The organism is Mycobacterium leprae TN (assembly GCF_000195855.1).
GTDB lineage: Bacteria > Actinomycetota > Actinomycetes > Mycobacteriales > Mycobacteriaceae > Mycobacterium > Mycobacterium leprae.
Genome location: NC_002677.1, coordinates 182,170 through 206,633, shown reverse-complemented (window position 1 = coordinate 206,633; position 24,464 = coordinate 182,170). Strand labels below are relative to the sequence as shown.

The following is a 24,464-nucleotide window of genomic DNA, read 5'->3' as shown; positions in this document are numbered from 1 at the left end:
CGGCGTGATGTGGTCGGGCTCGACCTGGATCCACGTGCGTCACGAAGTGCTGATGATTGGCATGGCAGTGAAGGTGAGAGATCTTCGCCGCCGGGCCTGTCGCAGCAGGAACGGTGAAGCGGGGGCACCTTGGCCTTGGGTGGCGTCGGGAAGGGGAGGAATCGTCCTAGGTCCTGCTTGGGTGTTGTGTGGCCAACACGATTTATCGGGTTGGGGTCATCGTCGGTCGATCGTGGCCGCAGGTTTGATGACCTGTTCAATCTCGTGTGTGACCCGGCGAACATTGTTGGTGGCGTTTGACTGGGTCACGGGCAACTATGGGGCGAATACTGCTGGTGTGGACGCCCGGACCGGAGCCCATGTTGAGGAAATCGTCGAGGTAGCGGGTTGTTGGACAATCTGCGGATCGAGTCGTTCAGGCTGCGTTGAAGCTGGTGTTGGAGCCTGTCGTCGAGGCCGCTTTCGAGCCGATCTCCCCTGGATTCCGCCCCCAAGCGGCGATCTCAGGGACACGATCGCCGAAATTCACCAATACAGCACTACAAGCTATCGGTGGGTGCTGTATGCAGACATTGAGGTGCGCTGTGACTCTATCTCACATTCTGCTCTGTTGGAGCGGATGCTATTGCCAGTCAAGGATAAACGCGTACTTGGTCCTGGTGAAGGCGTTTTCTAAGGCCGGTGTGCTCACCGAGTCTGGTGAGCACCAGAACACTCACACCGGAACGTCTCAGGGCAATATCTTGTCGCCGGTGCTGACCAACATCGCCTTGCCTGGGCTCGATGAGTATCGGATGCAGCCATGGAAACCGTGCGGCTCGATGTCCACTGCTTACCTGCCTAGTCGGCGCCGCGTCACAGGCCTGCTGAGTACAACGCAGTCGTCCCGCGTAGCGGACGACTGCGTTGTACTCAGCACATGGCGACCAGACACGCCAGAGGCCTGCAAAACGAAATAAACTCGATGCTTACGCCTCTAGGTCTGCAGCTGTCGACTGCAAAGACAAAGACCGCGCACTTCGGTAACTGGTATGGACTTTCGCGGCTTCCACACCGGGTGGACACCCAAGAAGGCAACGACCACGTGGGCATGTCTAGGACTTGTATCGCCGACCGGGCACGACGGTCGGTCAAAGCCAAGATCCGTGCCCTGGCAAACAGGAAATCACAGCGCAATCCGGGGGCCGTGCTGGCACAGATCAACCATCGGTGGTTTCGAGCACTGTATCGCCGGAGATGGAAAGACATTCGCCGGCAGTTCACCACCTCCGAAAAACGGTGAAAACCGATTGACGCAGAAGAGACCACCCTATTGAACCCGACCTCGATACCGGTCACCCGGTACCGCTACCAAATCACCACAATACCCAACCCTTGGACCAGTATTCCCACCGCCTAACGGTAGTGACCATGAAAAGCCCGGTGCGCAAAGACGCGCACACCAGGATCGGCGACCAGTCTGGGAAACGGACCGAAAGTAATACACCCACACCGCGCCCCAGGCCTACTCAACCCGCGGCCGCGATTATGCTCTAGCGTCGACAATGAAGCCCCAGACCCAAGCAGCTGGATCACACCCAAACCGATTCTGCCACTACCTTCAAACTCGCCACCAAAACACACCCACACATACAGGCATGCCCCAATCTGCGACAACTACGCCAACCCACAAACCCCCAGCAGCCGATCCTGGCTACAGGATAACCAGCAAGCCACACTGCACTTCACACCGACAAGCTGCTCATAGCTGACACATAACCAAAATCTTCTTCACCACCATCACCCGCCACAACACGTTCACCGATATCAACAACCTCGAAACCGCGATCCCCACCTACAACGAACACACCACACCGTTCACCTGAACCCAGACCGCAGACACCCCCTCAACAAAATCAAACGTTAAAACAATCACCAACACACAACACTAGTTTCGTGAGCGATGAAACGCTGTTCAGCACAGGTACCTTCGCAATGATTAACTCCGAAGAGCGAAATACCCTGTGCTTACCAGCGTTATCGCTAGCGGGTCGTCGGTGACAACGACCCCGTGTACCCGGTCGCCAACAGATACGGTACGAACAACTCGACAAACAGATTCATCGTCTCAGGCTGGTGAACGAGATCGTGGTCGAAATCGCGGCGCAGCAGCTCCGGCAACACCGCCTGGATCAGGACCGGAACCCCAGTCAGCAGCATCATCCCGTACATGCCGATCTGCAGGAGAACAAGATACGTCGATGTCGGTTCAGGTGGGATCGCGGCAATCAATATGCGAAACTCGGATCCGCCGCGCCACAAATTTGCCGTTGGAAATGAGGCTGTATCGGCTTTCGGTGCTGATCCGAATGCGGTAGGCGACCTTAGCACTGAGGCGATCGAATCGTTGCTCGGTAACCACGACGTAACACTGCTGGAATATCCAGGGATAATCACGTGTATGCCAAAGATGGCGAAATGTCGATTATAAAGTGATTGCAGCGGTCTCGGTGAACCGCCTAGCGCACCACAATCGACAGCGTTCATCACCGGTCACGAGCTTAGATACTCAACAGATACGCGACTTTTCGCTGCGACAAGAGAAACGAGCTGCTGGTTTGCCTTTCACCGAACCGTCGAACGCCGTCAAGGAACCAGACAGATCAAACGTCAGCCGCTGCAATTCTGTCAACATCACCGCTGTGAGTGATGGTTGCCTGGCCCGACAACCGATTGATTACGACCCGGTACTCCAGCTCCAATTCATGACGCGACACTAGTATCCAGTTTTGCCATTTTCGGCGGGTATGGGTCGATAATCACGGAGACAGATTTCTTCGGAACCGGTCTTGATCGACTTGGCGGAAGCTGTCACGCGAGGACGTCCGGCACGCCGTTGGCGGGCACGTTTTTGCCGCTGAATTTCTTACGATGGAGGTTCCACGCCTGGTTTTTTTGCAAAAAAAGATGTGGCCGCATCACACAGCCGCGGTTGACGGTGGAGCCCTTGCCGAGCGTGATCAAGTCCGCCTCAGACGCCAATAAGTTCCCACACCACGCACCGCTCCTGACGTTGGTACCTAGCGCACGTAACCACCACGTAAACAGTAGAGTGATTACCGGCGCGCCGGTGGCCGCGCACGAACCATGGCGCGGAGACGATTTCGACGAACGTCTCGGCGAATTCGTTATGGCATACGAACGACGACCCCAGCGGAAATGCACTGGCTCTGAGCCGGGAGGCCAAAAGCCAATTTAGCAGCAACGGTGACAACGCCGGCGACTACTAGTAGCATCAGCCGGGCGCAGCCAACAGGATGCCTAACGCTCTTGCCGGCTCCTGCAGTGCGCCCAAGCACCGGCTAGCCTGATCGCGACCGTTATGAATACCGGCCAGCAGGAGACACGTTTCCACTACGACGCGCATCACCTTCAACCCCGTCAGCGGGTCATAGATGGTTTTATTATTGTTTCTCGATCAATTGCGGCGGAGCACCGACACAGCCCAAGGCGGAGGACCGCCCAACCACGACGAACCATGCTTGGCTTTAGGAAGCGTCACGGATAGCACCGCAACCAAATCCGTCCTCGGGGACGCAGCGGTCCGGCTGGGTAATAGCCTCGGCCACCGAGAAACGCCCGCCGACCGACCTTGGCCTTCGTATATCTCAGCCACCGGCAAGCTCATAGGACGCCACCAGGGAAAGGCATGACCAAGAACACACCCATACTCGGTCACAATTAACTTGGAGGTCAGCAAAACCGTGAAGATCTCGGTGCTGTGGCCAACCTGAGCATAGAGGCACCGCAATCACAACATCGTCAGCATACAACGGGGAAAAGATAATAATTGCGCGCGGCGTCCACAAGTCGCTCAGTCACCCACAGTCACCACCCGACGCGGCCGCACACCTGGTGATAGCCCTCACGCAAACCGGGTTCGGGTTACGTCCCGACACGCCGGTAACAGCCTCCAATGCACGGACTAATACACCAACCATGGAGCATGGTCCATACCGCTGCGCACTAACGATCGTTACGCGGGTACCAAGCAGGGGCTTGTTGCGCCAGGACAACCACACCTCCTCTCACAATGCGTCTCAAAGTCATTGACAGCCCGGCCAGCACCCGGACTAATCGGATTGTCTTGCAAGAACATCTGCACCTCAGCGTCGGCAACCGCGGCGGCACTGGGATGCGTGGCGGCTACTCCCTCTTCAACGTGCCTGTCGATCCGTACATGAAGATGATCCACACACCGAGGCACGTACCAGAGGCTCCGCGGCCAACCAGTCACGGAACAAGCCGGGGCTTCGTTTACACGCCCATGGACAGGTCAGCGAGTTGATTGGTCTGGTCGTGGTCAGCGGACAACTTGCCCAGTTCTATCGACAGCATCCGGATAGCACGCGACGAAGTCGGTGAGGATAGCGAATGAGCGTGCACGGGCTCGGCGCATCAGGCGACAACAAATACTGCGCTGTACTCGCGCGGAGACAGGAACCTGAAGAGAGCAGCCACCACACGAAATACTCAAACCGCGCGATGGCCGCAGCAACCCACGCAGGCAGCAGACGCATTGGCAAAACTGCTGCCCTCCGTCAGATTAATACCCCCGGACTTGACGCGGCTTCTGCGTCTGCTGCGGAAACTACCACCAGCTCCCGCGGGGTGATGTGTTCCTCGACGCACCAATTCGGCAGCGCAGTGCTTGCAGCAACTGACCCTGGCAACATCGAGATCACATGACTGTAAACCTCTTGGAAAAGGCTTCTCTCCTACGAATTTAGATGAATTCCACGTTCACATTTCATGCGGGTCCTGGACGATAGTAACGTCGGTCAGTATCGAGAGATCGAGCTGATCAACATAGCTGCACGCAGTCATAGTGAGCAGCCCAATGACCCCACCGAATAAGTTTCGCCACCGAACCGGCCACACCGTAGTAAAGGGACAGCAACGGTCGTAATGACCAGGTTGAACATCTTGTTCAAGACTTTGCGGATCGATGCCAACCAAAGAAAAGTTTCCGCGGACACGGGCGAGATATAGACCAACCAGCAGTTGGACTAGCCTTGGTCCTCTGAGCCCCGATGAAGCTGCTTGGCCGCCGTGACGGCCATAACCAGGAAACACCGTATCCGCTTCCTGCGGGTCTTCGATGTACACGAGCAACGCTACGGACAAAATACGAACTAACTCCCAGAAATCCGCTCCTGTGACGAATCGAGGTTAATCCGGGGCAATCGCAAGCAGCGGGAATTTGCCTTGCCGTCGTAGCGCAAGAGCAATACACGCAAGCACACTGGTCGACATAGACAAGATACCGTAATTTATGGTCACTCCGAGATGCTTGCTGGTCTGTTTAACATCGGCCAATGCCAGCCTGGTGGTGGCGAATCGGCGAACCGAGCTAGATACAAAGTTGGTTCATTCAGGTCAGTGACGGAGCCAGAGGCTGACCCGGCACCTCTAAAAGCTTACGTGCGCCGCAACGCACTCGGGCTAAACTTTTCGTGGTGTCGCTGATAGCCGCGGGAACTACTCGGCCTGGCAGATGTGGTCTGCTAAAGCCAAACGCATCAACTGTCGTTGAGCGGGGTGGCGGACCGAGCTACGCAGGAAGGCCGATGGATCATGCCGCAGGTCAATACTAAGGATGGTCGAGTTTAGCAGACCGGATCCCACCAAACGGTGCAAGGTAGATCTTGGAGACCACTGCGAGACAGGGACGGTCACTTCACCGAAGATCGTGTGGATGTGGACCATTAACCGTCTCGCTGTGGACCAGCGAGAGAATCCCTGCCATTGAGCAGCTTATACGTTCCACTTTGGTCATAGATTTTGGCACGACCAAATTGCAAAAAACTGCCATGTGATGTGGGTAGCAAACAGTTGAGGGAACGGAGTTAGTGGGCAGCACCGGCCCTGCTTAATCCGTTGCAGGAACTGCATGCAACGAAAGACATCTGGTAGATTACAGCAAACAAATCACCCCAGCACAGTGGTTCGCTCTCTCCCTGGATTCAAACTGACCCGTTATCGATCCGCAAAACACCTTGCAGTGTTGGACAATCCGCCCATCAGGGTGTCTCCGGTGACACCATAGCGGCCGGTGCTGCCACCCCCTCCTCCTCAGCCAGCGTGTCCGCTAAGTACTGAGCCAAGGCGCGTGCAGTGTTGTTTGTAGCGATGACTTTGGGGGTCAGCCGTATTCCGGTCTCAGATTCAATGTGGGTACGCATCTCGAGCATGCCCAGCGAGTCCAGGCCATATTCAATGAAGGAGCGGTCCGCGTCGATCGTGCGACGCAGAATCACACTAGCCTGCTCGACTAGCAGACGCCGCAACCGTCCGGACCATTCATCTTGCGGTAGCGCAAGCAGCTCCATGCGGAATTTACTTGGACCCCTTGACCCCTGCCCAGCGGATGAGAACATTTCAGCCCACGGGCTGCGTCGGACAAGGTCCGGCAACCATGGCGCCCCCAGGATAGGAATATAACCGCTGTAGGGCCGATCATAGCGCACCAGCATCTCAAAGGCATACGCACCTTCATCGGGGGTGATCATGATTTCCCCCCCTTCGGCCAAGAACGTAGCGCGGCCAACCTCTCCCCACGCACCCCACGCAATCGCACTGACCGGCAGGCCCTGGGCGCGGCGCCAATGGGCGAAGAGATCGACCCAGCTGTTGGCCGCCGCGTAGGCACCCTGACCTGGCGAGCCCAGAAGAGCTGCTCCCGAGGAGAATAAGCAGAACCAGTCCAACGGCTGCCCGATCGTCGCGCAGTGTAAATTCCACGATCCGTAAACTTTGGGCGACCAGTCGCGGTCGATAAGCTCGTCAGTGATGTTGGTCAGCGTGGCGTCCTCGACCACCGCCGCCGAATGCAGGACCCCACGCAGTGGAAGCCCGGTAGCGGTCGCCGCGTTCACCAACCGGTCCGCGGTATAGGGTTCAGCGATGTTACCACACTCCACCACGATGTCGGCGCCGGCGGCACAGAGACGCTCAATGGTCTGCCGGGCTTTGGGGTTGGGCTGCGAACGCGCGGTCAGCACGATCCGGCCGCAGCCGGCCTCGGCCAGCTTGGAGGCGAAGAATAAGCCGAGACCACCCAAACCACCGGTGATAATGTAAGAGCCATCGCGGCGGTAGACAGGCGCCTGTTCCGGTGGCACCGCCACACTTCTACTACCGGTTCGCGGTATGTCGAGCACAAGTTTGCCGGTGTGCTCAGCGTTGCTCATTGCCCGGATGGCATTGGCCGCATCGGTCAGCGGATAATGAGTGCACTCCGGTGCGGTCAGGACACCGTCAGCGGTGAGATTGAATACCGTGGCGAGTAACTCGCGGACCCGGTCGGGCTGGGTGACGGACATCAGCGCGAGGTCCAAGTAGTAAAATGTCAGACCGCGACGAAACGGGAAGAGACCCAGCCGGGTGTTGCCGTAAACATCGGCCTTACCGATTTCGACGAACCGGCCGCCGAAGGTCAATAGCTCCAACCCGGCGCGTTGTGCGGCACCGGTCAATGAGTTCAGCACGATATCCACGCCGTACCCATCGGTGTCGCGCCGGATTTGCTCGGCAAATTCGACACTGCGCGAGTCGTAGACATGCTCGATGCCCAGGTCGTGCAGCATCGCTCGCTTGGTCGGGTTGCCGGCGGTCGCGAAAATTTCCGCACCCTTTGCACGGGCAATAGAAATGGCCGCTTGCCCCACACCGCCGGTCGCGGAGTGAATCAACACCTTGTCACCGACCTTAATCCCGGCCAGGTCATTCAACCCATACCAAGCGGTAGCATGCGCGGTGGCAGCCGTGATCGCCTGCTCATCAGTCAAGCCAGACGGAAGCGTGACGGCAAGGTTGGCGTCACACGTTAGGAACGTCCGCCAACAGCCGCCTTCAGAAAAACCGCCAACACGGTCACCAATCTGATGGCCGGTCACGCCCTCCCCGACCGCAGTCACCACACCCACGAAGTCCATACCCAACTGCGGGTCGCGGTCGTCGATGATAGGGAATCGGCCGAACGCGATGAGAACGTCAGCGAAGTTGATGCTGGACATACTGACCGCGACCTCGAGCTGTCCGGGGCCAGGCGGAACTCGGTCACTGGCAACAAGTTCCAGAGATTGCAAGTCACCCGGCTTGCGAACGTGCACCCGCAACCCGTCGTGCTCGGGGTTCAACACCACTGTTCGCCGATCTTCATGGCTCAACGGACTGGGGTTCAGCCGCGCCACGTACCAGTCGCCATTCCGCCAGGCAGTCTCATCCTCTTCCGACCCACTCAGCAGTTGCTGGGCCACCCGTTCAACGTCGGTGTGCTCATCCACGTCGACCAGAGTGGTGCGCAGCATCGGATGTTCACTGCTGATCACCCGCAGCAGACCACGCAGACCGGCCTGCTCCAAGTTGGCCGCATCCCCCGACTGAACTATCTGAGCTTGCCTGGTCACAACAAACAAACGCGGCAGTTCACCCTCTAATTCAGCCAACTCCCGGATGATTCGAACCAGATGACGTACTTGTTCGCGGGCAGCCAACAGACTTTGCTCATCAGGGGCACCGGCACGCGGCCCACAGAGAATCACCACACCATCGCGGCCACGCAGCTGGCGGCCAAGCCTTTCGCGGCTAACCACGGGATCATCCTGTATCAACCAAGACAGGTTGGTGCATTCGGTGCCTTGGGTACCGTAGGATTTCAGCGCATCCGTCAACGTAGAAGCCCACATGTCGGGGATTGCAGAGGCGTTGAAAGTGTCGATCAACAGCCAAGATCCCGGCTCGACATGGACTGACTCAGGCAGCGTCCGCTGCTGCCATCCGATGGTCAACAGCCGCTCGCTGAGCTGGCGGTCGAGCTCCCCGCGTTCGGTGGTCCCAGTTCCCATGTGTAGCCCACGCACAGCCAGCAAAACCGCCCCGTGCTCGTCCAGCACATCGAGGTCGGCCTCACCGCCTCTGGGTTCGATCTTGGTCAACCGCGTGTAACAATAACGGGCATTGCGGGTAGGCCTGTAGACACGCAGGCTGCGCACACCCAACGGCAACAACAGGCCGGCCCTGCTGCCGACCTTAGTGGCGTCGACGCCGGCGCCGACGGATTGGAAACAAGCGTCTAGCAACGCCGGGTGGATTTGATAGGAGCTCTGCTGGAAGCGAATCGAAGCAGGCAACGCGACTTCTGCCAGCACGGTGCCGGATTCCGCCTCGGCAGTGTGCGCAGTGGCCAAGCCGGCGAATGCAGCACCTAGTTGAACACCACGCTCGGCGAACGATTCCCGCAGGTCGGTCCCATTCACACTATTCGGATGCGCCTCCAACAGGGCAGCGATGTCATATGCCGGTGGTGGACAGTCATCCTCGGCAGCGTGCAGCGTTGCGGTGGCGTTACGCATCTTTTCACCGTCCTGGTTTGCCTGCACCACGAAGTTGATAACACCAGGCGCATCCACCGACGCAATAGCGTCAATCGGGGTCTCGGCGGCAAGCAACAGCATCTGCTCAAAAGCGATAGCACGGACTTCGGCCGCTTCGCCGAAGACCTCCACGGCCGCAGCTAACGCCATTTCACAATAGGCAGCGCCGGGGAGAGCGGCGACGTTATGCACCTGATGGTCGGCAAGCCAGGACAGCGCCGCAGTACCGACGTCGCCCTGCCAAATGTGGCGCTCAGGTTCCTCAAGCAGCCGCACATGCGAACCCAGCAACGGATGCACGGTAACTGTACAGGCACCTTGCGCCCGCTGTTCTTGCCCGTCGGTGTCGATGAACAAACGAGGGTGAGTCCACACCGGCAAAGGCGCATCCAGCAACCGGCCCGCAGGATACAATGCCGCAAAGTCCAACGCGGCGCCCGCGCTGTGCAGATCGGCCAGCAAGCCGCGCAGCCCGTACGGCATCGACTGCTCGCGCCGCATACCGGCCAGGGCGGCAACCGACATATCAAGGTTTCGGGCAGTCTGCTCTACGGCGTGGGTCAGCAGCGGGTGTGGTGACAGCTCAGCAAAGACCCGGTAGCCGTCCTCCATCGCGGCCTGCACCGCGGCGGCGAACTGCACAGTGTTTCGCAGGTTGTCCACCCAGTAAGCGCCGTTGCACACCGGCAGCTCACGCGGGTCGAACAGAGTCGCTGAGTAGTAGGGAACCTTCGGTGTCATCGGGGCTATGTCGGCCAGTGCCGCAGCTAAATCGTCGAGTATCGGATCGACTTGAGACGAGTGCGACGCTACATCGACAGCCACTTCACGCGCCATCACGTCACGCTGCTCCCACTGCGCAATCAGGTCACGCACAGTTTCAGTGGCACCGCCGATCACCGTGGACTGCGGTGAAGCCACCACCGAGATCACGACATCGTCGATGCCGCGGGCCATGAGCTCTGAATTAACTTGCTTAGCAGGCAATTCCACTGACCCCATAGCTCCGCTACCGGCAACGCGATTCATCAGCTTCGAGCGGCGACAGATAACGCGCGCCGCGTCTTCAAGCGACAGCGCCCCGGCAACCACGGCTGCGGCCGACTCCCCCATCGAGTGTCCGATGACCGCACCCGGGCGTACACCATAGGTTTGCTCCATGGTGGTAGCCAATGCGACCTGCACGGCGAACACCGACGGCTGAACCTTGTCGATCCCGGTCACCGTCTCCGGCGCCGTAATCGCCTCGGTCACCGAGAAGCTCGACTCTGCGGCGATCACCGGCTCCAGCTTGGTAATGGTGGCCGCGAATACTGGCTCGTTCGCCAGCAATTGCACTCCCATCGACGCCCACTGCGACCCTTGCCCGGAGAAAACCCAAACCGGTCCCCGATCACCATGTCCCACCACGGCGTCATATAGGGCGTCACCGTCGGCAATCTCGCACAAACCTTCGACAAGCTCGGGCAGGTCCGCAGCAACCACCGCCGTGCGCACTGGCCGGTGCGCACGGCCCCGCGCCAGCGTGTACGCCAAATCCGACAGCACCACGGAGTCCTGGTGTTCTTCCACCCACGTGGCAAGCTGTCGCGCGGTTTCCCGCAGTGCGGCGATGGACGTGGACGACAGCATGAACAGCTGCCGCCCCACCGTAGCATCTCCCGTCCCCGGCGAAGTCTCAGGTACATCGGGCGCGCAAGCTTCCGATGGGGCCTCTTCTACGATAACGTGCACGTTGGTTCCCGACATCCCAAATGAGGACACTGCGACTCGCTTCGGGGTGTTATATCCGCCGACTGGCCATGGAGTAACCTCCTGTGGCACAAAGAGTCCCGTCTCGATCTCGGTAAGATCATCGGACAGTCGATCGAAATGCAACAGCGGAGGCACCAGCCCGTTCCTAAGCGATAGGATAGCCTTGATCAGCCCGACAGTCCCAGCCGATGCTGTGCTGTGCCCCATATTGCTCTTGGCCGAGCCAAGCGCACAGGGAGTGCCCGCACCATAAACCCGCGCCAGGCTGCGGTACTCAATCGGGTCACCGATTGGTGTGCCGGTGCCGTGCGCCTCCACCACACCGATAGTTTCGGGCTCTACACCCGCCACCGCCAATGCCGCCTGGTACACAGCGACCTGAGCATCCTCGGATGGCATCATGAGTGTCTCCGTGCCACCGTCCTGGTTGGTAGCCGTGCCAAGAATCATGGCGAAGATCCGGTTACCATCGCGCAAAGCATCCGGCAGTCGCTTAAGCAACACCATCGCGCAGCCTTCGGAACGCACAAATCCGTCCGCGTCGGCGGCGAATGATTTACACCGACCAGTCGACGAAAGCATGCCTTGAGCGGATGCCGCTACACTTGCGTGCGGTTCCAGCAGCACTGCGCAGCCACCCGCTAAAGCGAGGTCGCTCTCGCCGTCATGCAGGCTGCGGCAGGCCAAGTGAACCGCCATTAGACCCGAAGAACACGCGGTGTCAAACGTCATAGCCGGACCGTGCAGGCCCAGTGTGTGAGAGATCCTCCCAGACGCCACACTGTTGTTAAGGCCGGTTACCACGTACGGGCTAGCCAAACCGCCCGCCGCGGTGGTAAGTACGAGGTAATCCTCGTGGGTCAACCCAGTGAAAACGGCTGTCGAAGAGCCGGCCAACGACGCCGGATCCAGACCGCCCTGCTCGATCGCTTCCCACGAGGTTTCCAACAACAATCGCTGCTGAGGATCGATCGAAGTTGCCTCCCGCTCGCTGATGCCAAAGAACTCGGCATCAAAGCCAGCGACGTCGTCGAGGAACCCACCCCACCTCGACACCGAACGCCCAGGAACCCCGGGCTCAGGATCATAAAAATCATCAACGTCCCAGCGGTCAGGTGGAACCTCGGTGACCAGGTTGTCACCACGCAACAACGACTCCCATAGCTTGTCTGGCGAATTGATACCCCCGGGAAGCCGACATCCCATCCCGATAACCGCAATAGGAGTGACACTTGTTTCCATCGCCTATTAACCTCGTCTCAGCTCAACCGGGGTGACCCGGCGACATCACCGAATTTTTCACGCGGGCAACGCCAGCGACGCCACAGCGCAGAGCTTCACACACCGCGCTGACCCGGATCTCGCCACAGTTGGCAGGTGTAGAACCGCAGCTTAGACGCCTCATGGGGGGAGACTGTGGAACAGTAGCACGATTTCTTACATCTGGCCGAGGTCGCATGCCGAGCCGGGCTAACGACGTCAGTTACCGCCGCTCAGGCCAAGGCCGTCATGACACCGCCACCCAAAAGGTAATCCGTTCGTACCGACGCCGTCCGACCGATGGGGCGCCACCGTAGAATTTGTTTGGTGGGACTGTAATCACTACATGATCTGGCCAAAATGTGATTTCGCCGACACTGTTGAGCCGGCACGTGAAGTTATTCGGCAACTTGCGCCGACGTCAGAATCTAGTCCAGTAACGTTATCGCCATGAGTGTGCGTTCCATCCCCGCCGTGCTGCGCACGTGCGCACGTCTACAACCGAACGACCCGGTCTTCACGTTTATGGATTACGAACAGGACTGGGACGGTGTCAAGATAACCTTGACGTGGTCGCAGCTGTACCGACGAACGCTGAACGTGGCACAAGAATTGAACCGTTGTGGTTCAACGGGTGATCGGGTCGCCATCTCCGCTCCACAAGGACTCGACTACGTTGTCGCTTTTCTCGGCGCATTGCAAGCCGGGCGTATCGCTGTTCCCCTGTCGGTGCCACAGGGCGGCGTCACGGATGAACGTTTCGAGTCAGTGCTCAACGATTCATCGCCTGTGGCCATCCTCACAACATCGCCCGCCGTGGACGATGTTGTGCATCACGTTACGCAGCGTCCTGATGAATCTACGCCATCAATCATTGAAGTTGATTTGCTAGATCTTGACTCGCCGAACGGGTCCGGCGACGGTAACGGCGACCACCTATCCACCGCCTATTTGCAATACACTTCAGGGTCGACTCGCACTCCCGCGGGAGTGATGATATCGCATCACAACCTTCGGGCCAATTTCGAACAGCTGATGTCGACCTACTTGGCGGACACTGACGGGGTCTTCCCGGTGGGTGGGATGAGCGTATCGTGGCTACCGTTCTACCACGACATGGGTCTGATACTGGGAGTTTGCGTACCGATTTTAGGGGGATGTCCGGCAGTACTCACCAGTCCAGTGTCGTTCCTACAGCGCCCAGCCCGGTGGATGCACATGTTAGCCAGTGAGTTTCCAGTCTTTTCGGCGGCACCGAACTTCGCCTTTGAACTGGCGACAAAGAAGATATCGGACGACGATATGATCGGGGTCGACCTAGGTAATATACACATTATCCTGAATGGTAGCGAACGAGTACAACCCGCGACGATTAAGCGCTTCAACAACCGTTTTGCTCGTTTCAATTTGAAGGAAAAAGCGGTTCGGCCTTCATACGGGCTCGCAGAAGCAACAGTGTACGTAGCAACCAGCAGATCGGGCCAGCCCGCGGAACTCGTTGACTTCGATGCTGAGAGTTTGTCCACCGGCCAGGCCAAGACTTGCACAAGTGGCAACGGTACATCGTTGATCAGCTACGTTTTGCCGCCGTCACCGATCGTACGGATTGTCGACTCGGACACCTGCATACAATGTCAAGATGGAACCGTCGGTGAGATTTGGGTACACGGTGACAACGTCGCTGACGGCTATTGGCAAAAACCTGACGAGAGTGAGCGCACGTTCGGCGGAAAGATTGCCGCCCCTTCGAGAGGAACACCCGAAGGTCCTTGGTTGAGAACGGGAGACTCGGGCTTCGTAATCGACGGCAAGATGTTCATCATTGGCCGTATAAAGGATCTGCTAATCGTGTACGGCCGCAACCATTCCCCGGACGATATTGAGGGGACGATCCAGGAAATCACCCGAGGCCGCTGCGCGGCAATATCGGTTCCTGACCGCAACACCGAAAAACTAGTTGCCATAATCGAGCTCAAGAAGCTGGGTGACGCAGACCAGTATGCGATGGACCGACTAGGCGCTATCAAACGTGAAGTCATCTCGGCTTTATCAAATTCACACGGACTAAGCGTCTCAGATGTAGTCCTGGTAGCGCCTGGCTCGATCCCGATTACCACAAGCGGCAAAGTCAGACGATCGACATGTGTCGAACGGTATCGACAGGATCAGTTCGACCGCCTAGATGCTTAGCCAAAGACCCTACTGTGTAGAATTTAGTACATCCATCTGAGATTCACGAGCGTGTCAACCGACGACAGTCATAGGTCGCTCCGGCTAGCCAACCTCCTTGTCATCACCGCCTGGATCACAGCGGTAGTGATAGCCAACTTAATTTTCACGTTGACACAGGCGAAACTTCGTGATAAGAACTCGGTGCTCTTGCCGCAAGACACCATGACAGTCACCACAACCAACCAGATTGCGCAGGCTTTCCCAGGCACCGGCACGAACGCCATTGCCTACCTGGTGGTGGAAGGCAACAGGACACTTGAACCGGAAGACCAGCCTTACTACGACTCTGCCGTCAACGCCCTGCGCGCCGATACTCACGACGTGGGATCTGTCCTCGACTGGTGGTCGGATCCCCTCACCGCCCCGCTGGGGACCAGTCCCGACAGCCGCTCCGCAATAGCCTTGATCTGGTTGCAGGGCGAGGCGGGGACGACCCGAGCTCGGGCATCCCTCGGCGCTATCCGATCAGTGGTGCGCCAGTTACCGCCGAGTGAAGAGCTCCGCGCCCGTATCGTGGTCCCAGCGACCACTAACAACATGCCTATGGAGATGACTGCCTGGCAGGGCATGGCAATCGTGACCGCAGCGGCGGTGATCGCCATCTTATTCCTGCTGCGAGCGCGGCAAGCCATACGGATCGTGGTGATCATGCTGCTGACAGCCGACTTTTCGCTCGCGGCGGCTTGGCCGCTCGCCGCGGTGGTACAGAGACAAACTGGGGGGACCGTTTCGGTATTCTCTTGGAACTTGGCTGCAGTCCTGACGATCGGGACCATCACCGCTTCCACCCTGCTAGCGTCCAGGTCCTACACAGGTGATTCTGCCGCGCCCACTTGCCGCGCCCACTTGCCCGCATTGGCACTGCTCGGGGCGTGTGTCGCATTGCTCACCGGTACATTACTGCTTGCCCGAACACCGGCACTACACAGCGTCGGCACCGTAGCACTGGGTGTCGTTGTGGCACTTGCAGCTTCGTTGACACTGCTGCCTACGCTGATCAAGCTCGCAGGACCAAGTGGGCAAATATCACCACAGGTGAACGGCAATACCTGGACACGTCGGTTGTTAGTACCCAACTTCTCTAGTCCGGCACGCCTCACCGCCGTGGTGCTGGCCACCTGCGCACTACCAGTCATCGGGATGCGGTTGGGTCTGGCCGAGGACCATACCGCGCAAAGTGGCACACAGATCCTCCCGGGCAATCTGCTACCCGACATTCTGCTCATCAAATCCGCCCGGGACCTCAGGGATCCCGCGGCGCTTATCGCCATCGACCAAGTCAGTCACCGTCTGATGGAGATTCCCGGCGTACGCAAGGTGGAGTCGGCGGCATGGCCGGCTGGTGTACCGTGGAACGACGCCTCGCTCAGCTCCGCGGCGGGAAGGCTCGCCGATCAGATGAGTCAGCAGGCCGGGTCGTTCGTGCCGGCAGTGACTGCGATCAAACAAATGAAGACCATGATCGATCAGATGAGCAGCACCGTGGACGAACTGGAAAGCACCGTCAATGTGGCTCTGGCCGGGGCCCACCAAGTGCAACAGTACCTCAACCCGGTGCTCTCCGCCGCACGGAACATTAAAAGCAAAACCGCTGAATTTTCGGGATACCTGGACACAGTCCGCGGCTGGGTCGTAAGCGTTACAAACTGTCCCAACGACGTATTGTGTTCGGCCATGCGCAAGGTCATTGAACCATATGACAAAGTGGCCGCCAGCATGGACCAACTGTCCAATGGTGTCGACCGTATCTCGGCGATATCGGACCAAACAATAAGCTCCTTCAACGAAGCACCGCACATGGTGGCGCAGATGCGGTCGGCGCTGAAGCAAGCACGCTCCTTCATACCCAGGCTGGAATCCACCATCCAGGAACTCATGCCGCAAATAGCGCAAGCATCGGCGATGCTGAAAAATCTCAGTAGAGACTTTGCTGATACCGGTGAAGGCGGCTTCCATCTACCCATGAAGGAGCTGATGAGTTCATCCTACCAGCACGTACGAGAATCGATGTTCTCGTCAGACGGAACAGCGACCCGCCTGGTCGTCTACACTAATGAGCATAACCCGGGTCTTGATACCGCGGCGCGTGCGCAGCAGCTCGAAATCGCCGCAGGCAAGGCGATGAAATACGGAAGCCTCGTTGACAGCCGGATCACGCTAGGTGGGGCCGCACAAGTAGCCGTAGCCGCTCGTGCTGCCCTTACCCACGACGCTGTGCTGTTGGCAGGTATGCTATTTGCAGTAGTGGCCCTGGCCAGCATGTGGGTCAGCGCTGGCAGTGGAGTTGCGGTTGGCTTAGGCGTGCTAGCCGCCTACCTCGGCGGGTTGGGAATCTCGGTTGCGCTGTGGCAACACATCCTGGGTCACGAACTGCAGGCCTCGGTCCCACTGGTATCCTTCGCCATCCTAGCTCCGTGTGGGGTACTGTATCTGGTTACCAGTCTCGAGGCCGCTCGAGTCTCCGCCGAGGCGAAGACTGCGGCGACCGTGTCCGTGCGGCGCGCGGTTGTACCGCTGACTGTGCTCGGCGCTATATTCGGCGCCGGACTGGTGGTGGCGGAAGCTTCCTTCAGTGCGCTCAGCCAAGTCGGTACGGTTCTGGTGATCGCGCTGGGCGCGCTCACCAAGGTGGAACAAGTTTTGATTTCCTACCATGCCGAAGCGGCCATGCCAGCCTGGTCAAAACTGCCGAGCCGATTAAGCGGTGGCCCTAACTAACTAGTTAGTGTTCACCGGCTCGTTCCATTTGGACTGCGTGAGCTGAATAGACCCGGAGCCGAGGTCGATGCTTGCCCGGACGAGATGATGCGAGCCGTCCTGAGCAATCCACACGGTCGCCAGCTTCGAACCCTTAGCCTTAGGATCAAGCATCTTGACCGAACTCGTAGGGACGGTTCCAGTGATTTTGTTGGTCGGGATTCTGTCAACCACCTCGGTGCCTTGCGCCTGTAAGTTGATAACACCCGACAACACCTGCGTAATACCGGTGTTGGGGTCAAGCACATGTGAGGTTGACAGGTCGGAGATGGAGCCGAGATTACTCCAGTCGTCGAACAGTTTCACCGAGATGTTGTCACCCAACACTCGAAACGGGACCCCGGGCTGGTCGTTATAGGTGCAGGTGCCCTTTACCGCAAGTGGATTGGCCTGGACGTCGACGTCGGCATTGCTGATACCGAGCAAGGCGTCGACTTTCCCGGTTGTTTGGACCACTACGTGCACGCTGGACAACGCCTTTGTCGTCTCCAGCGACTGCTTAATCTCAGCGGTGAGCGCGGGGTCAGAGGACGCCGGGCTAGACGAACTACTCTGTTCCTGGGCATCAGGTTTCGTTGAAGAGCATCCGGATAGCCCCAGCGCCAGACAGGCACTCAACGTCACTAGCATAACGGACGACGTCACCCACTTCCGATCATTCATTTGCTAACTACCTCGATCTGTCTAGTGGGCTCGCAACCCGAAGAATGATACTGACACTTGAGTGTGTTAAGCGTGTACGGACACTTCCTCAACCTTCGGTTCGACAGCCTGTGACGTTTCATCACCGGATTCCGCTGGGCGGCTTTTCAGCATTTGCTGAGCGACGTACTCGGCGACCGCGGTGGGAGTGGGGTGATCGAAGATCACGGTTGGCGGCAAAGTCAACCCGGTCGCTGACTTTAGCCTGTTGCGCAATTCGACGGCTGTCAGCGAGTCGAAACCGAGGTCCTGAAACTTGGTGTTGGGGTCGATGTCCTCAGGAGAGGGCCGGCCCAGTACCGCCGCTGCCTGCAAGCACACGACCCCTACCAGCAGCTCGAGTTGCCTGTTCGCAGCCAGTCCTTGTAGGCGCTGGACCAGAGCCAACTTCGACTGGGTGGCATCCCCGGGGTCCTCAATTTGGCGTCGCCGCGAACGTCGCACCAGCCTACTGAATAATGGCGGCAACGCGCCAGCCTGGGCCTGGGCATCAAGTGCGGCCCGGTCCAGAAGGGCAGTCACCATAAAGGGGTGATCGATCACCAACGCAGCGTCAAACAATTCCAGCGCCTGGGCAGGGTTCATCGGAGCCAGCCCGCTACGACTTATACGGGCTAGGTCACGGCTGCTCAAATGAGCGTTCATGCCGCCGGGCTGCTCCCATAACCCCCACGCCAGCGATGTCCCGGCCAACCCGGCGGCCTGCCGATAAGCGGCCAACCCATCGAGGAACGCGTTTGCCGCGGAGTAGTTGCCCTGCCCCGGCGAGCCGACCGTGGCCGCGATCGAGGAGCACAAAACAAACATCAACAAGTCCAGATCGCGGGTGGCCTCGTGTAGGTTCCACGCCGCGTCCACCTTGGCTCGCAACACCGTATCGACCCGATCCGGTGTCAATGAAGTGATCGCCCCGTCATCGAGCACACCGGCGGCATGAATCACGCCGCGCACCGGCGGAAACTCCCGCGACAGCTGAGCGAACAATCCTCGTACAGCATCATTATCGGCCACGTCACAAGCTACCACCTGTATCTTGGCGCCGGCCCCAACCAATTCAGCGGCCAACTCAACCGCTCCCTCAGCACGATCACCCCGCCTACTAGCCAACACCAGATGGCGCACACCGTAGGCGCTGACCATGTGGCGTGCCAATACCCCACCGATCGCCCCGGAAGCGCCAGTGATTAGAACGGTGCCTTCGGCCAATCCATCAGCCAGCGCCGAAGGCATGGTCAAGACAACCTTGCCGATGTGGCGGGCCTGACTCATGAACCGGAAGGCTGCCGGCGCGCAGCGTACATCCCAGCTAGTGACCGGCAACCGATGCAGCACCTGGGTATCGAAGAGCTCACGCACCTCGCATAGCATCTCCTGCATGCGCACCGGGCCGGCCTCCGACAGATCGAACGCCCGATACTGCACACCAGGATAGTTGGCAGCGATCTCCTGCGCATCGCGGATATCGGTCTTGCCCATCTCGAGAAAACGCCCACCACGGACTAACAAGCGCAACGAAGCATCCACGAAATCACCGGCCAGTGAATCGAGCACTACATCAACCCCGCGACCATCAGTCACTGCAAGGAACTTCTCCTCGAACTCCAACGTCCGGGAATCACCGATGTGGTCGTCGTCAAACCCCATGTCGCGTAGCGTGTCCCACTTACCGCGGCTGGCGGTGACGAAAATTTCCACACCCCAGTGGCGAGCAAACTGCACTGCTGCCATGCCCACACCACCGGTTCCGGCATGTATAAGCACCGATTCCCCGGCCCGGATGCCGGCCAAATCCGCCAACCCGAACAAGGCCGTCAAAAACACCACCGGCACGGCGGCGGCCTCAGCCAACGACCAGCCCTGCGGCATCTGGGTAATCAGTTGTTGGTGCACAACTGCCAGCGGACCCGCCCCACCGAGGAAACCCATCACCGCGTCACCGACGGCCACACCGGTAACCTCGGGACCGATTTCGATCACCACCCCGGCGCCTTCTGCACCCAGTGGCGGGGCTTGGCCGGGATACATTCCCAGTGCGGCCACCACGTCGCGGAAGTTGACCCCGACCGCAGCCACCGCCACCCGCATATGCCCCGCCTGCAGCGGTGCTTGCACTTCTGGGCAGGGCTGGATCACCAGATCCTCCAAAGTCCCACCGCCATCGGCAGCCAAACGCCACATTGACTCCCCGACCGGCAGAGCCAGCAGTTGCGGGGCCGGGGACAAACGAGCCGCATGCACGGTGTTGCAGCGCACCAACAGTTGGGATTCGCCAAGGTCTGCCAACACCGCCACGTCCACTGCCGAGTCGGTGTCGATCAACACAATCTTGCCGGAATGTTCGCTCTGCGCCGACCGCACCATGCCCCATACCGCAGCGGCGGCCAGGTCACTGATACCCTCACCGACCAACCCGACAGCACCACGGGTCAACACCACCAGCGTACCGGCTCTATCCTGGCCAAACCAAAACTGCAGCACCTGAAGGGCGGCGTGGGTGGCCGAATATACCGCGGCTACCGAGTCCACAGGTGCTTGGGCACCAGCAGACGCAGACCCGAATTCCCACACCACGACGCCCGTATCATTGCCTCTGCCGGCGCAATAGTCTGCCCAAGACACTACGGAAGGCAGGCCACCGCCGTGACCGTCGCTGCTAAGCGGTATTGGCGACCACACTAGGTCCATCGGCCCCTGTTCGAGCGCACCACCAGCCGCGGTCACGGCGGTGCGCAGCTGTTCAGCAGTCATCGCACGAGTGACCAGCGAACGCACGGTCAAAACCGGCAACCCCGCGGAGTCTGCGATATCCACTGCGATCGCATCCGCCCCTGCCGAGGTGAAGCGAGCACGCACCCGCCCAGCACCACCGGCATGCAGCGACACACCGCGCCAACAAAATGGCAGTCGCATCTCGGTGGTCGCCTGAGTGTTCTCGATAGCCAACCCCAAAGCATGCAGCACTGCGTCTAGTAACGCCGGGTGCATCCCCATCCCGTCGACAACCACACCAGTGGGAGCGACTACCTCGGCGAACAGCTCCGAACCGCGCCGCCAGATTGCCACCAAACCCTGAAACGCCGGGCCGTAGGCGTAACCGCGCTCGGCTAACTGAGGATAGGCGTCCGAGATATCCACGCTCTCGGCACCTTCCGGCGGCCACAATGACAAATCCACCGTGGCCTCCGCGGCATCCACCTCCAACAAGCCCTCGGCGTTTAGCAACCAACCCCCGTGGGATTGATCACCCCGGGAATACACCGACACTGCCCGACGACTCGACTCATCAGCGGCTGCCACGACCACCTGCACCTGCACCCCCGACCCTGGGTGCAGCACCAGCGGTGCCGCCAGCACCAACTCCTCGACACCCGCACAACCGACCTCATCACCGGCGCGGATCACCAACTCGACAAAACCCGCCCCAGGAAACAGCACGACCCCGCCAATCACGTGATCAGCCAACCACGGCTGATTCGCCAGCGATAACCTGCCGGTCAACACCACCCCGCCAGAATCGGGTCGCTCGACCACCGCACCCAACAGCGCATGTTCGGTCGAGCCCAGGCCTAAACCAGACACAGAGGCGGTACCATCAGTTCCCGGAGTTTCCCAAAATCGACGGCGCTGGAACGCATAGGTGGGCAACGTCACCCGCCGCCTACTTGAACCGGCAAACACCGCAGGCCACTCCACTGGCATACCGGTAGCGAATAACTGACCGGCAGCACCGAGCACCGAGGCCAGCTCAGGCCGGTCTTTACCCATCATCGACACCACCACAGCCTCAGCCGGAGCCAAGGACTGCTCAATAGCGCCCATCAAACCACTACTGGGGCCAGACTCAATGAAGTGGGTCGCACCCAAAGTCTGCAAATGACGAGCACTGTCGACAAAACGCACCGCCCGGCTAACGTGCTCCCCCCAGTACTGCGGAGAACCGAAATCAGGGCCAGCCAACTCGCCCGTCACATTTGACACCAGACCAATCTGCGGCTTGCGCACCTCAACCTGAGCCGCAACGCGCACAAACTCCTCGAGCATCGGCTCCATTAACGGCGAATGAAACGCATGCGAGACCGCCAGCTGATGCACCCGCCGGCCCTGCGCAGCGAACTTATCCGCAATGGCGCTCACCGCGGCCTGCGGACCGGAGATCACCACTGATTCAGGCGCGTTGATCGCAGCGATCCCAACACCCTCACCTAACAGCGACACCACCTCGTCTTCCGAAGCAGCAACCGCCCACATCGTGCCGCCTGCCGGCATCGACTGCATCAACCGGCCTCGCGCCACCACCAGCATTGCCGCGTCGGCAGGAGCCAATACTCCAGCCACGTAAGCCGCCGCCAACTCCCCAATGGAGTGCCCCATCACAAAATCCGGTTGCAGGCCCCAGTGCTGCAACACCGCGAACAACGCCACCTCCACCGCGAACAACGCCGGCTGAGCAAACTCAGTGCTGTCGAGCAAACCCGCGTCGGCTCCCCACACAACGTCGCGCAACGGCAATCGCATGTGGCGATCCAACTCACCGGTCACCGCATCGAACTCCTCAGCAAACACTGGCAACTGGCTGCACAACTCGCGGCCCATACCGATACGCTGCGCACCCTGTCCGGGAAACACGACCACCGTCTTGCCCAGCGGCGCTGCTTGACCGATCGCCACGCCAGCGCCCGACTCGCCAACTGCGAGCCCAGCTAGCCCCGCAATTAGTTGCTCACGGCTTTCGCCGACGACCACTGCTCTATGCTCAAACACCGAACGCGCCGCCAGCGCGCACCCCACATCAACTGGATCCACCTCCGGGTCAGCCTGCACATAGAACGCCAACCGACTCGCTTGCGCCATCAACGCCGCTGTCGATCTACCCGAAACCACCCAGGGCACTACCGACAACCGCTGCTGGTCAGCGGTGCTATAACTCGCCTCAACCGGGGTTGGAGCCTCTTCCAAGATCACATGCGCGTTGGTGCCACTGATCCCAAACGACGACACCCCCGCCCGGCGCGGGCGCCCTTCAACCGACCAATCCCGGGCCTCGGTCAACACCGACACCGCGCCGGTGGTCCAATCCACCCGCGGGGAAGGCTCATCCACATGCAGCGTCGCCGGCATCACGTGGTGACGCATAGCTTGCACCATCTTGATCACCCCGGCCACCCCTGCGGCGGCCTGAGTGTGGCCCATATTCGACTTAATTGAGCCCACCCACAACGGCTGGTCTGCCGGACGTCCCTGCCCATACGTGGCCAGCAATGCCTGCGCTTCGATAGGATCACCCAACGTAGTGGCGGTCCCATGTGCCTCAACCACATCCACGTCTGCCGAGGACAGCCCTGCATTAGTTAACGCTGCCTGGATCACCCGCTGCTGGGCAAGCCCGTTGGGTGCAGTCAACCCATTAGATGCGCCATCCTGATTGACCGCACTACCACGCACCACCGCCAACACCGTATGGCCCAATCTTTGTGCGTCCGAGAGCCGCTCGAGCACGACCACTCCGGCACCCTCGCCCCAGCCAGTCCCGTCGGCCGCTCTCGCAAACGCTTTACAACGCCCATCAGCAGCCAACCCCCGCTGCCGACTGAAGCCCACAAAAATCGACGGCAACCCCATCACCGTCACCCCACCGGCCAAAGCCAAATCGCACTCACCTGAGCGCAACGACGACATCGCCCAATGGATCGCTACCAACGACGACGAACACGCCGTGTCCACCGATACCGCCGGGCCCTCCAGCCCCAACACATACGACACGCGCCCCGAGGCCACACTAACCGCGGTGCCGGTCAATCCATAGCCCTGCAGGCCCCCAGTGTCCCTGCTGCCATAACTCGGCGCGAAAATCCCTGTAAACACCCCAGTCGCGGACCCGCGCAACGACAATGGGTCAATCCCCGCGTATTCTAACGCCTCCCATGAAACCTCCAGCATCAATCGCTGCTGAGGGTCCATCGCCAGCACCTCGCTAGGGGCGATGCCAAAGAACCCGGCGTCAAAGCCGGCCGCGTCGTCTAAAAACGCACCCCACCGCGTGTAGGTCTTGCCTTCCGCATCGGGATCAGGATCAAACAGCCCATCGACGTCCCAACCCCGGTCCGTCGGAAACTCCGACACGACATCGCGGCACTCCGAAACAACATCCCACAGCCTGTCTGGACTATCCACGCCGCCTGGGAACCGACACCCGATCCCGACCACCGCGACCGGCTCTGTTGCGCGTTGTTCGTATTCCCGTAACCGAGCACGTGTCTCATCAAGTTCGACAACAACTTTTTTGAGATAACTTATAAGCTTTTCGCTCTTCTGGTCAGCCCCTTCAACGCTCGCAGTCATGGT

Annotated in this window: 9 protein-coding genes and 3 pseudogenes; 4 read left to right on the top strand and 8 right to left on the bottom strand. The window is 59.5% G+C overall.

Annotation, left to right across the window (positions count from 1 at the left end; all coding sequences use genetic code 11):
- Positions 1-401: 401 nt before the first annotated feature.
- Positions 402-652: pseudogene (locus ML_RS14630) on the top strand (RNA-dependent RNA polymerase family protein); the annotation flags it as partial.
- 7 nt (positions 653-659) lie between these two features.
- Positions 660-959: an RNA-dependent RNA polymerase family protein gene (locus ML_RS14625; protein ID WP_049769633.1), complete on the top strand. Its 300-nt coding sequence runs from the start codon at positions 660-662 to the stop codon at positions 957-959.
- Between the two features lie 1,063 nt (positions 960-2,022).
- Here the strand turns inward: ML_RS14625 and ML_RS00715 are convergent.
- The 6 genes and pseudogenes from ML_RS00715 to pks2 form a co-directional block, all read right to left on the bottom strand.
- On the bottom strand, positions 2,023-2,271 hold the full coding sequence (locus ML_RS00715) for a hypothetical protein (protein ID WP_010907560.1): 249 nt from the start codon (positions 2,269-2,271) through the stop codon (positions 2,023-2,025).
- 579 nt (positions 2,272-2,850) lie between these two features.
- Positions 2,851-3,003 carry a hypothetical protein gene (locus ML_RS00710; protein WP_156511961.1) on the bottom strand — a complete coding sequence of 51 codons (153 nt, stop codon included), beginning with the start codon at positions 3,001-3,003 and terminating at the stop codon, positions 2,851-2,853.
- Positions 3,004-3,274: 271 nt separating this feature from the next.
- A complete protein-coding gene (locus ML_RS17155; protein WP_269147048.1) occupies positions 3,275-3,409 on the bottom strand; it encodes a hypothetical protein in 135 nt (44 codons plus the stop codon).
- Between the two features lie 609 nt (positions 3,410-4,018).
- Positions 4,019-4,233, bottom strand: a pseudogene (locus tag ML_RS18320) (hypothetical protein); the annotation flags it as partial.
- Between the two features lie 978 nt (positions 4,234-5,211).
- Positions 5,212-5,385: pseudogene (locus tag ML_RS18315) on the bottom strand (wax ester/triacylglycerol synthase family O-acyltransferase); the annotation flags it as partial.
- A 677-nt stretch (positions 5,386-6,062) separates the two neighbouring features.
- Positions 6,063-12,413 carry a sulfolipid-1 biosynthesis phthioceranic/hydroxyphthioceranic acid synthase gene (gene pks2 / locus ML_RS00695; protein ID WP_010907558.1) on the bottom strand — a complete coding sequence of 2,117 codons (6,351 nt, stop codon included), beginning with the start codon at positions 12,411-12,413 and terminating at the stop codon, positions 6,063-6,065.
- Positions 12,414-12,881: 468 nt separating this feature from the next.
- Here pks2 and fadD28 point away from each other — a divergent pair, with 468 nt between their 5' ends.
- Positions 12,882-14,621 carry a fatty-acid--AMP ligase FAAL28/FadD28 gene (gene fadD28 / locus ML_RS00690; RefSeq protein ID WP_010907557.1) on the top strand — a complete coding sequence of 580 codons (1,740 nt, stop codon included), beginning with the start codon at positions 12,882-12,884 and terminating at the stop codon, positions 14,619-14,621.
- A 51-nt stretch (positions 14,622-14,672) separates the two neighbouring features.
- Positions 14,673-17,381: an MMPL family transporter gene (locus ML_RS00685; protein WP_010907556.1), complete on the top strand. Its 2,709-nt coding sequence runs from the start codon at positions 14,673-14,675 to the stop codon at positions 17,379-17,381.
- Here the strand turns inward: ML_RS00685 and ML_RS00680 are convergent, their stop codons facing one another.
- Together ML_RS00680 and ML_RS00675 are read right to left on the bottom strand one after the other, a co-directional pair.
- Positions 17,382-18,083 (bottom strand): LppX_LprAFG lipoprotein, encoded by a 702-nt coding sequence (locus ML_RS00680; RefSeq protein ID WP_010907555.1) that lies wholly within the window; start codon positions 18,081-18,083, stop codon positions 17,382-17,384.
- 66 nt (positions 18,084-18,149) lie between these two features.
- Positions 18,150-24,461 carry a type I polyketide synthase gene (locus ML_RS00675; protein ID WP_010907554.1) on the bottom strand — a complete coding sequence of 2,104 codons (6,312 nt, stop codon included), beginning with the start codon at positions 24,459-24,461 and terminating at the stop codon, positions 18,150-18,152.
- Between the last annotated feature and the right edge of the window lie 3 nt (positions 24,462-24,464).

What these genes read in the sequence shown, in the direction of transcription:
- pks2 (WP_010907558.1), bottom strand. Translation starts at nt 12,413, where the DNA reads ATGGAAACAAGTGTCACTCCTATTGCGGTTATCGGGATGGGATGTCGG.
- fadD28 (WP_010907557.1), top strand. Translation starts at nt 12,882, where the DNA reads ATGAGTGTGCGTTCCATCCCCGCCGTGCTGCGCACGTGCGCACGTCTA.
- ML_RS00680 (WP_010907555.1), bottom strand. Translation starts at nt 18,083, where the DNA reads ATGAATGATCGGAAGTGGGTGACGTCGTCCGTTATGCTAGTGACGTTG.
- ML_RS00675 (WP_010907554.1), bottom strand. Translation starts at nt 24,461, where the DNA reads ATGACTGCGAGCGTTGAAGGGGCTGACCAGAAGAGCGAAAAGCTTATA.